This is a genomic window from Bradyrhizobium sp. RD5-C2, from assembly GCF_019972155.1.
GTDB lineage: Bacteria > Pseudomonadota > Alphaproteobacteria > Rhizobiales > Xanthobacteraceae > Bradyrhizobium.
In genome coordinates this window covers 33,685-46,392 of the sequence record NZ_BOVL01000020.1, presented here as the reverse complement: position 1 = coordinate 46,392, position 12,708 = coordinate 33,685, and the positions used below count along the sequence as shown (strand labels likewise).

Here is a 12,708-nt window from a genome sequence, read left to right as displayed (position 1 = left end):
CTGCCCTCAGAACGACAGCGTGAGACGGTCGGTGGCGTGGTGCAGCAAGGTCGCGACGCAGGCGACCAGGATCACCGCGAACAATCCGATCGCGAGGGGACGCGGGCCACGCCAGGCCACCAGCATGGCGATGGTGATGGCGAGAAACAGTGCGGTGAATTCCATCTCAGCCTCCGGATGCGAGCCGGCCGTAGTCTATGACAGATTCGTGTGCACGCGCGGCGGCGCGAATGGCCATTGTCGCTTGCGCGCGGCTCCGCCAAGATGGCATCACCAGTTGAGTTCATTCCAGCCCGGGGCTCCTCATGACCACAGACGCGATCAAGCCCGCCGCCCATCACAGGCATCAGCCCTGGTACAAGATCCTCTACATTCAGGTGTTGATCGCGATCGCCGCCGGCGTCCTGATCGGTCATTTCTACCCCGGCCTCGGCAAGGAATTGAAGCCGCTCGGCGACGGCTTCATCGCGCTGATCAAGATGATGATTGCGCCGGTGATCTTCTGCACCGTGGTGCACGGTATCTCCTCGATGGGCGACCTCAAGCGCGTCGGCCGGGTCGGGCTGAAGGCGCTGATCTATTTCGAGGCGGTGTCGACGGTCGCGCTCGCGGTCGGTCTTCTGATCGGCGAGCTGCTGCAGCCCGGCCGCGGCTTCAACATTGATCCCTCCACGATCGATCCGAAGTCCGTCTCCACCTACGTCACGCAGGCGAAGGAGCAGGGCATCGTCGCCCATTTGATGGCGATCATCCCCGACAGCTTCTTCGGCGCGCTGGCGCGCGGCGACCTGCTGCAGGTGCTGCTGATCTCGATCCTCTCGGGGTTTGCCATTGCCCTGATGGGCAAGCCCGGCGAGCCGATCGCCGAGGCGATCGACAAGGCGTCCAAGATGTTCTTCGGCATCATCCGGATGATCGTTCGCGTCGCGCCGCTCGGCGCGTTCGGTGCGATGGCCTTTACCGTCGGCGCCTACGGTCTCGGCTCGCTGGTGAATCTGGCGGCGCTGATCGCCACCTTCTATCTCACCAGCATCCTGTTCGTGCTGATTGTGCTTGGCGCGATCGCGCGGCTGGCGGGCTTTTCGATCATCCGCTTCATCGCCTATATCAAGGACGAGCTCCTGATCGTGCTCGGAACCTCGTCGTCGGAGACGGTGCTGCCGCAGATGATCCAGAAGATGGAGCATCTCGGCGCCTCGCGCTCGGTGGTCGGCCTCGTGGTGCCGACCGGCTACAGCTTCAATCTCGACGGCACCAACATCTACATGACGCTGGCGACGCTGTTCCTGGCGCAGGCCACCAACACCCATCTGACGATCTGGCAGGAGCTCGGTATCCTCGGCATCGCCATGATCACCTCGAAGGGCGCCTCCGGCGTCACCGGCGCGGGCTTCATCACGCTCGCCGCGACGCTGTCGATCGTGCCGGATATTCCGATCCAGTCGATCGCCATCCTGGTCGGGATCGACAAGTTCATGAGCGAGTGCCGCGCGCTCACCAACCTGATCGGCAACGGCGTCGCCTGCATCGTGATCAGCCTCTCCGAGGGAGAGCTCGACAAGGACGCGCTGCACCAGACCATGGCGCATCCGCTCGAACTCGGCGAGGCGCTCGAGCCCGGTGGAGCGGGCTAGCGTGCAAGGGTTCAGTATGAATACGATACGTTCCGTCTGTGTCTATTGTGGTTCCTCGCCAGGCAACGATGTTGCCTTTGTCGAAGCGGGCGAACGCTTCGGCAGGGATCTTGCGGCGGCAAGATTGGAGCTGATCTTCGGTGGCGGAACCAATGGTGTCATGGGTGCGGTCGCTCGCGGGGTCCTGCAATCCGGCGGCAAGGTCGGTGCCATCATTCCGCGCTTTCTCACCAACCGCGAGTCCACGACGGATGCGCTGGCCATCTTCGATGACCTGACGGTTACCGAGACAATGCACGAACGTAAGCACAAGATGTTCGAACGTTCGGACGCGTTCGTGGCGCTGCCCGGCGGCATCGGCACGGTGGAAGAGATCATCGAGGTAATGACCTGGGCCCAGCTCGGGCAACACCGGAAGCCGATGGTCTTTGCCAACATCAAGGGCTTTTGGGATCCCATGCTGGCTATGCTCGACCACCTGCAACGCGTTGGTTTCCTTCACAGCAGCCACCTGATCCGTCCGATCGTGGTTGATCGCGTCGACGGCATCATCCCGGCGATCATGGCTGCCGCTGCGTCCGCCGGCACGTCTTCCGAGGGCAGTGCCGCTGTCATCGACAACATGTAGCGCGGTCAGAGCCGCGGGTAGGGCGCTGCCAAAATATCGAAAACAACCCCATGCAAAGTAGCCGGCGGCGGTCGGCGTTCGACCAAGCAACTTGACATGTCGGGCAACTCAGGCGCATATTTCTAATATTCAGAAATTGCCAAGAATGTCCGCACGCGCCGGGCTTTGGGTGCATGATGCGCCATCGTTGGTCCGTTGCGCGGCTGCCTTACCTCCGAGTTCCTTCATCCAGCCCAATCCAGGAACGCTCAACTATGCTCACCGTCTATGGCGAAGGTCGTGGCTTCCGTGTTGTCTGGCTGCTCGAGGAATTGGGACTGGCTTATCGGCTGCGCCCGGTCGATCTGCTCGCAGCCGAGGTTGATCGCGATTTCCTCGCGATCAACCCCGCCGGCTTCATTCCCGTACTGCAGGACGGCGAGACGATCATGGTCGAATCGATCGCGATCCTTGAATACCTGCTCGCCCGCCACGGCTCAGCTTCGCTTGCCGTCGCCCCTGATGATCCCGCCTTCGCTTCCTATCTGCAATTTCTCCATTTGGGCGAGGCCGGGCTCGCCGGGCCGGTGAACGCCGTCATTGTCGGTCGCCAACTGGCGCCCGAAGCCGAGCGAGATGCCCGGGTGACCTGCTGGGCTCTCGAGACCTTCGAGAGCCGGCTGGGGTTGGTCGTCCGTCGCCTCGCGGATTGCCCCTATCTCGCCGGCGACCGATTCACTGCTGCCGATATCTCGGTGAGCTACGCCCTCCTGCTCGGCATGCGAACCGGCAACTACGTCCCTGGTTCGACCGAGCGGGACTATCTCGCCCGCACGACGGCACGCCCTGCCTACGCCCGGGCGATGGAAAGCTGCCAGGCCACCAAGGCATGGGCGGCGAGATCACCGGGATTGTAGTGCTCGCTTCATTGGAGCGGCCAAGCGACCGGAGTAGCACTACATAAGCCGCATACTCATTGAGCGGTCGGCGCCTGATGTCCGCTTGACCGCAACAGCGGCGGAAAAGCAGATATCTCCCGAGATCGCCGATGGGCCAATAGGAGACCTCACGGCTGGCTATTTGATTCACCTCATCGGTGCGTGCGAGCTCGTGGTGGGCAACATGATGCGATGGGCCGAAGGCGGGAGGATGCCATTTGTCAATTCGTCAGCCTTTTTTGCAGTTTGGCCCGCACAAGATCGATGTGATTTCGCAACATATACAGCATACTCGCGTAGGCGGCCGGTAGCTTGAGACTGTCAGCTTGTTCTTCAAGCTGATCGAGCTTCGCGATCATTGCAGCCGTGTCGCGTTCGGCGGGGCTCGATATGGTATCATCCAGAAATCTCAGCTCGCCGTACAGCCGAAAAATCTTTGTTCGCATCAGCCAATCGTAAAATGACGGCAGAAACCTTATAATCGGATAGAGCAAGCCGATAAGTGGAATGAGCAGTACTAATAGCCTTCCGACCAGTTCAACCATCCAAAAAGGAAGGTAATTCTGCAGGAATGGCGGCCCAGACTTGTAAAACCGATGTGCCTCGCTGCTTAGGGGAACGTCGATAGATTGAGCGGCTGGGAATTGAGCAGCGTGCTGAAAAATGCCGGGCCCCGAATGGATCTGCACGGCCGCATTCAGCAGCAAGTATTGAATTGCTGAATGCAGATCCTTGCGAACGACGAGACTAGCTTTCGGCGCGAGCAAAACAACGTCGGCTGGTGGCAGATCCTTTGCCAGGTTGCCCACACCCCTAGGTACCACAACCTTATTCAGATAAGGATACAGCGCGACATACGCATCCGCACGTGGGAAACTTGTAATCTCGATGCGGTCGTCGGCGAGAAGCGTCTGAACAATGGGTGATTCCCAAGAGTTCAGCGTTAGCATCGCGTCGATCTCCCCGCCTATGAGCTTTTCGCCCGCTATCTCTGGAGCCAGGTTCAGCAATTCGCTAACCCGTTCATCAATTCCGTTACGTTTGAGCAGTTCGAGCGATAGTGTTTGAGTGCCGCTGTCGACGGGACCAATTGATATCTTCCGGCCCCGCAGACCCATGAACCCGTCCGCTAGCAGCAACTCGCGCTTATGGAAAAGCCACAACGGTTGATAGGAGACTGTCCCAAGCGATTCGAGTTCGCGCGAAGCGCTTGCGCCAGCAGTGCCGCCGCGGATAAAACCCACATTAACCCCGGAACGTGGGTCCTGCAGCAAAGCTATGTTTTCCGGCGAGCCCGCAGTGGTCACCAGTCGCACATCCACGCCTGCCTTTGCGAGTTCTTCGCGATAGCGTTGACCGTACTGGTAATAAGCGCTTCCCTCGGGTCCAGTTGCCATAGCGATTGTGAACGGCGGCATGTTGCGCAGCATTATAATGGCAGCACATGCGATCACCGCGGCGATCACGAGGATGGCGACTGCAGGCAAATGCTTTCCTAGAATTTCCTTGGCAGCCATCCATCAAACCTTATTTTCATCGAGTTACTGGCCTTGAGCGTGTGACTATAATCGCTACCCCTTTTCCTCTTTTTCGATGGAAGGCACGTTATTTGAGATCGATTGCGCGATTAACGATCTCGTGTTGATGCGCCCGAGGAACACCTTGATATGTCCATCAACTTCACAATGACCGTTATGGGGCAAAAGCCGCCGATTGCGACCGAACATTCGGACTTCCAGTTCACTCCGGAGAACCGACGTTCTCGGTGGTCGTCCAGACCGTCAGCTATGGGCCACTAGGCGACATCGTGCGCCCTATTCGAAGACAAAAACGCGCTTCCAGTCGTTCTTCATGCTGATGACTGTCCAGCCCTTCTTTTTCGCCTCATCGTCGAGTGCCGCGGTGAAGGTACCGAACTTGCTGTCGGGCAGGCCGCGCGCCGGGCCGTAGGCGTATTCTCGGGCCGCGTCGTCGTGCAGCACCACCATCATCAGCCGTGCGCCGTCGCCGGCTCCGGTATATTCCAGCATCTCGCGGTCACCGTCCGAGTTGCCGAAGGCCGCGTTCGGACGGCGGCCGATCATCAGATGAATGCCCTCGGGTTTGCCGGCCTTGTCGTCGTTCAAAAGTAGCTTCGGCTCTTTGGTCAGGAACGGCTTGCCATCCTTGTCGTAGCCGAACTTCGTGCCGCCCATCGTGCCGACCACCTGTTCGGGAGGGATCCCGTAGACCCGCCGCGAATAGAGGCGCACAAAATCCTGGCCGCCGCCGGTCACGATATAGGTCTTGAAGCCGTTGATTCGCAGATACTGCAGGACCTCGAGCATCGGCTGATAGGTCAACTCAGTATAGAGACGCTTCCAGCGCGGATGCTTGGCGGTATCCAGCCAGTTTTTGACGTCGGCTTCAAATTCCTCGACCGGCATGCCAGTCAGGGTCGCGGCGAGAATTGTCTCAAGGTCATGCATCGTCAGCTTGGCGATCGCTTCCCGGTCGCCGGACAGCACGGTCTTGAACGGTTCGATTCCCTTGAGTTCGGGCTTCTGTGCCGCCAGCGTCGAAACGCGGTCCAGGCAATACGTCACTTGCGTATAGATTGGATGTTCGACCCAGAGCGTGCCGTCTTGATCGAAGGTCGCGATGCGCTCCTCGACCGCCACGAATTTCGAGCTTCCCTGATCGGTGGTGGCGCGCACGAAGTCGATGATCGACTGTTTCGCCGGGCCCTCGTTCCATGACGCAAGCTGGTCGCTTGCCGTCGTCTGCCCTTGGACAGGCGAGGAAAGCAGCGTTGTGGACAGGACCGGTAACAAGACGAAGCTTGAAACCAGAGCGCGACGGTCAATTTCAGGGGGACGGTCGTCGAACTTCACCGGCTTTCTCCTAACGATGAACGTCGCAGCCGAGGCTGACGCTCTGCAAGAGCCGCGGATTTCTTTGAGATGTTCGAAGGCGTCATTTTGCTCACCGGCTCAGGGCGTCAGCGGTAACGCCTTGAGTTCCTTGCGAGCTGTGCCAAAAGTGCCAAGCTGATAGACCGACGCGCCAGCCGCCGAGAAAGTGAACGATGGAAATGGCTCAGCCAACATCTCGTTTAGATAGGTTTCCGTTCCGACGCCGATCGTCACGTGCGGATTGAACCGCTTGCCCGCCGCGTCTGTGACGAAATTGGCGACGTACCTGATCAGGTCTTCCTGAATGTCGCGTCCGCCATCTTCGCTGAAGAATGCTGCCGGGGTTCCGGTCTTCACGGTGTAGGGTTCAACGGCTTTGATGAGCTCGTCTTGCAGCCGATGCAGGTCTTCAGTCAGTTCGACGACTATCCCTGCGAGTCCGAGCGGCGGAGACGGGACGTAGTAGTATTTGAACGCCTTCAGCACCCACGCCTTGGGCCTCTCTTTGGCCAGTACCGCGTTCGCCGCCGCAAATACCTTGTCGAGGTCCTCCGTGCGGACGAACTGCTGCAACATGGTGACGTGCGGGTGGTGCGTCTCATCCAGAGGAAAGCCCTTTGGAAAGGATTTGAGCAGTCGCGCGTTGGCGTCCTTCGCGTGTTGAAGCATCGTTGCGTCGGGTTCGAGCGCGATGTCGATCGCTGTCACCAGATTTTGTTGCGCAACGGCGTCTTGGGCGAAGCCGAGCACCACGGCCAGCACGAGGCCGATGGCTCTAAGGACCAGCGCGCATGGACGACCCTGGTATTCTAGATGGGCAGGAATGCTCGCTAAGAAGGCTGTCTTCATCGCTTTGCTCCCCAAATGGTGGAGGGTTAGCATAGCCCGTCGCTTATAAGACCGACGCCGATTGCGAAATCGGCGTTGGTCGAAGTGCGTCTTTCGTCTAGCCAGCTAGCCGCCGCCCAGGCTTCTCACGTTAGGCGGCTTCTTCATATCCAGGAGCGGCACCGGATTGTCGGGTCGCTGGAGATCGGGTCTCCAATCGTTGGAAGCCCCACCCGGCGAACGCTTCGTGTTCGGAAAGTCGACGATAGATTTGTTGAACTCCATCACGACCGGGAAGATGAGCGCCGCGGCCCAGCCGTTGTCCTGACCTGCGTACTTGCCAGGCGACTGTGTCGGCATGCGCGCCGACATCGCGCCGTTGAACACCATGTCGTACTTTTCGAACGGGTCCATGGTGAGATTATAGAGCGCGCCGATCGAACCAAGGTTTTGTTCTGGTCCAAGCCATGTGTCCTTCGCGGTCCACAAGTACTTCCACGCGATGCTGATGTCGGGGTTGCTTGGATCGCCGGCGATATCCGCGCGTGCTCCCATGAAGTTCTCGCCGTCGATATAGACCCATGATCGGCGCGCCGAGTGCTTGGCGCGACCGAGGACGTACTCGCTGTTGTCGATGCTGTCGAAGTAGATCGGCTTACCGTTGTTGTCGGTCCAAGCGCCGTGCGGCGGCGGGGTGAGCCCTACCATCTTGGCGAGCGTCGCCCAGCAGTCGATATGCGACATCATTTCATCGTATTTCGCACTAGCTGGAATGTGATCCGGCCACCACATCAGCCCCGGCACGCGCCAGCCTGCTTCAAACGCGGTACCTTTTTCACCACGGAAAGGCGTGGTGCCGGCATCGGGATAGGCGTCCTGCCAGGCGCCGTTGTCCGCGGTGACAATGACGATTGTGTTGGGCGCGTCGGCGCGAATTTCATCCATGATCCGCCCGATGTCGTCGTCAAGCTCCATCAGCGCGTCGGAATAGTCGCCAAGATGTGATTTCCCGGCAAACTTCGGGTTGGGATTGGTCGGGTTGTGCATCTTCATGAAATTCACATCCACGAAGAACGGCTTGTCGTCCTTGGCATGCTTCCTGACGTACTCGATCGCCGAGTCCGCCTGCCGCGTGTCGAAAGTCTTCAGATAGTCGTAGCCTATTTCAGCCACTTTCCTCGCTGGTTGACCGGCCGCGCCTTCCCACTCGAACATGTTCACAACCTCGAGATAGGCCTTGGCAATCTCGGGATTGTAGGAAGGAAACCACGGATGGAAGTAGCGGGACGTGTCGCTATAGGTATAGACGCCAGGATAATAGGCGGCAAATTCCTTCATCTCATCGAAGCCATGCTCGATCGGATAGGACTCAGGCTTGTCGCCGAGGTGCCATTTTCCCGAGAAGTAGGTTGAGTATCCATTCTTCTGGAAGAACTCTGCGATGGTTGGCGTCTCCTTCTTGATCGCGTTCTCATCGCCCGGAGCCACGACGATCGAGAGTGCCGAACGGATGGGAATCCGCCCTGTGATGAATGAGGAGCGGCCAGCGGTACAGCTCGCCTGACCGTACCAGCTCGTGAATGTTGCGCCTTCCTTGGCGATCCTGTCGATGTTCGGTGTAGGATGGCCGAGTGCAGCGCCACCGCCCGAATAGGCACCGAAGTCGTTCCAGCCGGTGTCGTCCGTCATTAGCATGACGATGTTGGGTCGCTTCTGCTGTTGGGCAGATGCAGGCATCGTCGTCACTACCACGGCAGCAGTGCTCGCCATCAAGACACGCAAAAGTCCAAATCTAGATTTCATGAGATATTTCCTCCGCTTAGCCTTGCCGGGTGAACCGAGTCGACGAGATGTGGGAGCCGGAGGTTAGGTAGGACAAAACGTCGCGAAGCTCTGTTGATCTAGGTCAACGGACTCCGCCTTCTGGCTCGCGGGCCGGCATGATGAGTGAGTGACCGGTGATGTCGGCTTCGGGTCAAACTCGGCAAAACTCAAGGTGGGCATTATGCGTCCGCTTCCGGGCACATCGCGACCGCTCCCGTCGGCACGGCTCATTGAGCCTGACTGCCGAGCCATGATTCAAATCTTTGACCGAAGCGGGCTGAATCATGCGCTACGTACTCGACGACGAGGGATGCACTGAGGCCGATGCTGCCAGGCAAGCCGCGCGGCGCACCACGGGTGCACGATCGCAGCGTCCTCAGAGCGATGTCAGTCCGGGACGCCGGCTGCCTTCAGCGTCTCGCGATAGATCGCGGACATCGCTTCCACCGGGAAGGGGATGCGCGCCAGGAATCCGGAGATCGTGAACTCCGGATCGACCTTGAGCAGTTCGCGCGCGATCTGGGTCGCGCGCTCGCTCTCGCCGGTCTTCACCAGCGCCACGATCAGGACGCGCAGCGCCACCGCGAAGCGGCGGTTCTGCGCCAGGGCCTTGTCGGCCCACATCACCGCTTCGGCAAAATTCTGGTCGAGCACCGCGCAGATTGCGAGCGCGGCTGAGGCGAACCAGCCGCGCGGGTCGCGCGGGTTCAGCCGCTGTGCGCGCTCGATCATGGCGCGTCCGGCCTGCTGGTTGCCGCGCATCGCCTCGATCCAGCCGCAGAGCACGAGCGCCATCGCCGAGTTCGGGTTGATCGCAAGCGACCGCTCGAACAATTCGCGCGCGGGCTCGATCTCGTCGGCCATGTTCCAGATCGCGAACGCCGCCATCCACAGCACTTGCGGGTCGCCCGGCGCGAGCTCGACCGCGCGCCAAGCCTGCATGACCGCGCGTTCCCGGTAGGCGTCGTTCGGCTTCAGCCAACCCTGGACATGACGCATCGCATGGCAATAGGCCGACGCCGCCAGCGCCGGCGCGTAAGAGGGGTAGAGTGCCAGCGCCTGGTCGAGACAATCGAGCGCGGCTTCCATGCTCTCGGGCGTGAACTGATACCTCAGACTGTAGGCGCGCAGCAGCAGGTCGTAGGCGTCGAGCCGGTCCGGCGGCGCCGTCCGCACCCGCTCGGCTTCGGCGACCAGCAAGGTCGGCTCGATCGCGCCGACCACGTTCTCGGTGATGCGGTCCTGCAGGTCGAACACGTCGGTCGCCGCGCCGTCGAAGCGGTCGGCCCACAGATGCGCGCCGGAGACGGCGTCGATCAGCTGTCCGGTGATGCGGAGGCGGTCGCCGCCTCGGCGGACGCTGCCTTCGAGCACATAGCCGACGCCGAGATCGCGCCCGACCTGGCGGATATCGACCGCCTTGCCCTTGTAGGTGAAGGCGGAGTTGCGCGCGATCACGGTGAGGCGGCTGCAGCGTGCCAGCGCGGTGGTGATGTCCTCGGCGATTCCGTCGGCGAAATAATCCTGCTCGGGGTCGCCGCTCATATTGGTGAACGGCAGCACCGCAATCGACGGACCCTCGCTCGGACGTGACGCGGTGGCTTTGTCCGCAGCCGGATGATCGGGCGTGCTCTCCTCCCTGACATCGCCGACAAAGCGGAGGCCTTTGCGGGGCAGGGTGCGGATCAGCCGTTGCTCCTCGCCATTGTCGCCGATCGCGGTTCGTGCCGCATTGACCCGGCTGGAGAGCGTCGCTTCCGAGACGATCCGCCCGTGCCAGACCGCCGCCAGCACCTCGTCGCGGCTGACCACGCGGTCGCGGGCGCGGATCAGGAACTCGAGCAGATCGAAGACCTGCGGCTCGACGGCCACCAGGGCATCGCCGCGGCGCAGCTCCCGGCGCTCGGAATCGAGGGTCAAGTCGTTGAAATGGTAGGTCAAATCGAAGAGTCCGGCGGCCGGCGGCTGAATGCGGGGCGGAACCTAGCACAGGCGGCGTGGGGCCAAAATCACGACGGTCTGAAGGATAAATCCACGCCCTCTGAAAGCGGACGGGGGCGGTCTCTGCGATAGTCGATCCCGACACCAGACTTAAGGAGATCGCCATGTCCCAATCCGTCAATCAGCAACGCCGCCACTTCCTCGGCATCGCCGGCGGGATCCTCGCCGCTAGCAAGCTCGGCTTCATTGGATCGGCCCAAGCCCAAGCTCAGACCAAGGCGGCGTTGCCCGCGGTCAAGGCCGGTAGCCACACCACGATCGGTCCGGTCAAGCAGATCAATGCCGGCGCGCTCGATACTGGCTATGTCGAGATGGGGCCGGCCACCGGTCCCGCAGTGATCCTGCTGCACGGCTGGCCCTACGATATCCACAGCTATGCCGACGTCGCGCCGGCGCTGGCCGAGGCCGGCTACCGCGTGATCGTGCCGCATCTGCGCGGCTATGGCACCACGCGTTTCCTCGCGAGCGACACGATGCGCAGCGGCCAGCCGGTCGCGGTCGCCGCCGACATCATTGCCTTGATGGATGCCTTGAAGATCGAGAAGGCTGTGCTCGGCGGCTATGATTGGGGTGCGCGCACTGCCAACATCATGGCGGTGCTGTGGCCCGAGCGCTGCAAGGCCATGGTGTCGGTCAGCGGCTATCTGATCGGCAGCCAGGCGGCCGGCAAGATGCCGCTGCCGCCGAAGGCCGAGCTGCAATGGTGGTACCAGTTCTATTTCGCGACTGAGCGCGGCCGTGAGGGCTATGGCAAGAACCGGCACGACTTTAACAAGCTGATCTGGCAGCTCGCCTCGCCGCAGTGGAAGTTCGACGATGCCACCTATGACCGCAGCGCGGCTGCGTTCGAGAACCCCGACCATGTCGATATCGTGATCCACAACTATCGCTGGCGGCTCGGTCTCGCCGAGGGCGAGGCAAAGTACGACGCCTTCGAGAAAACGCTGGCCCAGGCGCCCGTCATCGCGATCCCGACCATCACGATGGAGGGCGATGCCAATGGCGCGCCGCATCCGGAGCCGGCGGCCTATGCCAAGAAGTTCTCCGGGCATTACGAGCATAGGACCCTGACTGGCGGCATCGGCCACAACCTGCCGCAGGAAGCGCCGCAGGCCTTCACGCAGGCCATCATCGACGTCAGCAAGGCCTAGAGCGTTTTCGAGCGAAGTGGATACCGGTTCGCGTGAAGAAAACGCGTCAAACAAGAATCGAGAGCGCGGATCACGGATCATGAGACAGTTTGTGAAATGGGCAGCTGCCGCGATCGCGGCAGCCTGCATCAGCGCGTCATTGCCGTTCGCCGTCGGACATGCCGACGATGCGGCGCTGGCATCGCCGATCTTCGGCGTGAAGATTCCGGACGGTTATCGCGACTGGAAGCTGATCGCGGTCGGCGAGGAGACCGGGCTCGACGAACTGCGCAGCGTGCTCGGCAATGCGACCGCCGTGAAGGCCTATCAGGACGGCGCCGCGCGATTCCCCGACGGTACCGTGCTGGTCAAGCTCGCCTGGAAGCGCAAGCCGGTTGCGGGCCTCAACGGTGCGTTCATCACGGGGCAGGCGACCACTGTCCAGGTCATGGTCAAGGACTCCGCCAAATATGCCTCGACCGGCGGCTGGGGCTTTGGCCGCTTCATCGACGGCAAGCCGGTCGATGCCGCCCAGCACGAGACGTGCTTCGCCTGTCACGAGGCTCATGCCAGCGATCACGATTTCGTCTTCACGCATGATGCGCATTGAGTGCCACTGATATCGGTGTGGAGACTGTTTTCTCGCCATAACCCCGCTGTCATCGCCCGGCCTGTGCGCAATTGCGCACATGGACCGGGCGATCCAGTATTCCAGAGGCGGCTGTGAGATACGGAGAAGCCGCGGCGTACTGGGTCCCCCGGTCGAGCCGGGGGACGACACCGAGTATGGGCACTACGCCTTCTTCACGTCCTCGCGGCGCGGTCTGATCTGGCGCTGCCGTTGCAGTGAGG

The 12,708-nt window shown here is 61.1% G+C and carries 11 protein-coding genes; 5 read left to right on the top strand and 6 right to left on the bottom strand.

Annotated features, from left to right (window positions below; all coding sequences use genetic code 11):
• Positions 1-6: 6 nt before the first annotated feature.
• The gene (locus tag BraRD5C2_RS25115) at positions 7-165 is read right to left on the bottom strand and encodes a DUF5993 family protein (protein ID WP_021080068.1); all 159 of its coding nucleotides are present in this window, start codon (positions 163-165) and stop codon (positions 7-9) included.
• Positions 166-305: 140 nt separating this feature from the next.
• Between BraRD5C2_RS25115 and BraRD5C2_RS25110 the strand changes: the two genes are divergently transcribed.
• The 3 genes from BraRD5C2_RS25110 (at position 306) to BraRD5C2_RS25100 (ending at position 3,158) form a co-directional block, all read left to right on the top strand.
• A complete protein-coding gene (locus tag BraRD5C2_RS25110; RefSeq protein ID WP_223972725.1) occupies positions 306-1,634 on the top strand; it encodes a dicarboxylate/amino acid:cation symporter in 1,329 nt (442 codons plus the stop codon).
• 16 nt (positions 1,635-1,650) lie between these two features.
• The gene (locus tag BraRD5C2_RS25105; RefSeq protein ID WP_223972723.1) at positions 1,651-2,262 is read left to right on the top strand and encodes an LOG family protein; all 612 of its coding nucleotides are present in this window, start codon (positions 1,651-1,653) and stop codon (positions 2,260-2,262) included.
• A gap of 254 nt (positions 2,263-2,516) precedes the next feature.
• Entirely contained in the window at positions 2,517-3,158 is a 642-nt protein-coding gene (locus tag BraRD5C2_RS25100) for a glutathione S-transferase family protein (RefSeq protein WP_223972721.1), read from the top strand.
• A 242-nt stretch (positions 3,159-3,400) separates the two neighbouring features.
• On the opposite strand, the gene BraRD5C2_RS25095 is transcribed toward BraRD5C2_RS25100, so the two are convergent.
• The 5 genes from BraRD5C2_RS25095 to BraRD5C2_RS25075 form a co-directional block, all read right to left on the bottom strand.
• Positions 3,401-4,696 carry a TAXI family TRAP transporter solute-binding subunit gene (locus BraRD5C2_RS25095; protein WP_223972719.1) on the bottom strand — a complete coding sequence of 432 codons (1,296 nt, stop codon included), beginning with the start codon at positions 4,694-4,696 and terminating at the stop codon, positions 3,401-3,403.
• A gap of 297 nt (positions 4,697-4,993) precedes the next feature.
• Positions 4,994-6,052: an HAD family hydrolase gene (locus BraRD5C2_RS25090; RefSeq protein WP_223972711.1), complete on the bottom strand. Its 1,059-nt coding sequence runs from the start codon at positions 6,050-6,052 to the stop codon at positions 4,994-4,996.
• A 99-nt stretch (positions 6,053-6,151) separates the two neighbouring features.
• The gene (locus tag BraRD5C2_RS25085) at positions 6,152-6,922 is read right to left on the bottom strand and encodes a 2'-5' RNA ligase family protein (protein WP_223972709.1); all 771 of its coding nucleotides are present in this window, start codon (positions 6,920-6,922) and stop codon (positions 6,152-6,154) included.
• Between the two features lie 105 nt (positions 6,923-7,027).
• On the bottom strand, positions 7,028-8,704 hold the full coding sequence (locus BraRD5C2_RS25080; RefSeq protein ID WP_223972707.1) for an arylsulfatase: 1,677 nt from the start codon (positions 8,702-8,704) through the stop codon (positions 7,028-7,030).
• Between the two features lie 408 nt (positions 8,705-9,112).
• Positions 9,113-10,666, bottom strand: coding sequence for a winged helix-turn-helix domain-containing protein (locus BraRD5C2_RS25075; protein ID WP_223972705.1), 1,554 nt, complete (start codon positions 10,664-10,666; stop codon positions 9,113-9,115).
• 164 nt (positions 10,667-10,830) lie between these two features.
• Here BraRD5C2_RS25075 and BraRD5C2_RS25070 point away from each other — a divergent pair, with 164 nt between their 5' ends.
• Both BraRD5C2_RS25070 and BraRD5C2_RS25065 read left to right on the top strand, forming a co-directional pair.
• Complete coding sequence (locus tag BraRD5C2_RS25070; RefSeq protein ID WP_223972702.1) at positions 10,831-11,877, top strand: alpha/beta fold hydrolase; 1,047 nt, start codon at positions 10,831-10,833, stop codon at positions 11,875-11,877.
• Positions 11,878-11,956: 79 nt separating this feature from the next.
• Positions 11,957-12,466: a cytochrome P460 family protein gene (locus tag BraRD5C2_RS25065; RefSeq protein WP_223972696.1), complete on the top strand. Its 510-nt coding sequence runs from the start codon at positions 11,957-11,959 to the stop codon at positions 12,464-12,466.
• The last annotated feature ends 242 nt before the right edge of the window (positions 12,467-12,708 follow it).

Excerpts from the sequence above, each read along its gene's own strand:
- BraRD5C2_RS25115 (WP_021080068.1), bottom strand. The coding sequence starts at position 165 with ATGGAATTCACCGCACTGTTTCTCGCCATCACCATCGCCATGCTGGTG.
- BraRD5C2_RS25110 (WP_223972725.1), top strand. The coding sequence starts at position 306 with ATGACCACAGACGCGATCAAGCCCGCCGCCCATCACAGGCATCAGCCC.
- BraRD5C2_RS25105 (WP_223972723.1), top strand. The coding sequence starts at position 1,651 with ATGAATACGATACGTTCCGTCTGTGTCTATTGTGGTTCCTCGCCAGGC.
- BraRD5C2_RS25100 (WP_223972721.1), top strand. The coding sequence starts at position 2,517 with ATGCTCACCGTCTATGGCGAAGGTCGTGGCTTCCGTGTTGTCTGGCTG.
- BraRD5C2_RS25095 (WP_223972719.1), bottom strand. The coding sequence starts at position 4,696 with ATGGCTGCCAAGGAAATTCTAGGAAAGCATTTGCCTGCAGTCGCCATC.
- BraRD5C2_RS25085 (WP_223972709.1), bottom strand. The coding sequence starts at position 6,922 with ATGAAGACAGCCTTCTTAGCGAGCATTCCTGCCCATCTAGAATACCAG.
- BraRD5C2_RS25080 (WP_223972707.1), bottom strand. The coding sequence starts at position 8,704 with ATGAAATCTAGATTTGGACTTTTGCGTGTCTTGATGGCGAGCACTGCT.
- BraRD5C2_RS25070 (WP_223972702.1), top strand. The coding sequence starts at position 10,831 with ATGTCCCAATCCGTCAATCAGCAACGCCGCCACTTCCTCGGCATCGCC.
- BraRD5C2_RS25065 (WP_223972696.1), top strand. The coding sequence starts at position 11,957 with ATGAGACAGTTTGTGAAATGGGCAGCTGCCGCGATCGCGGCAGCCTGC.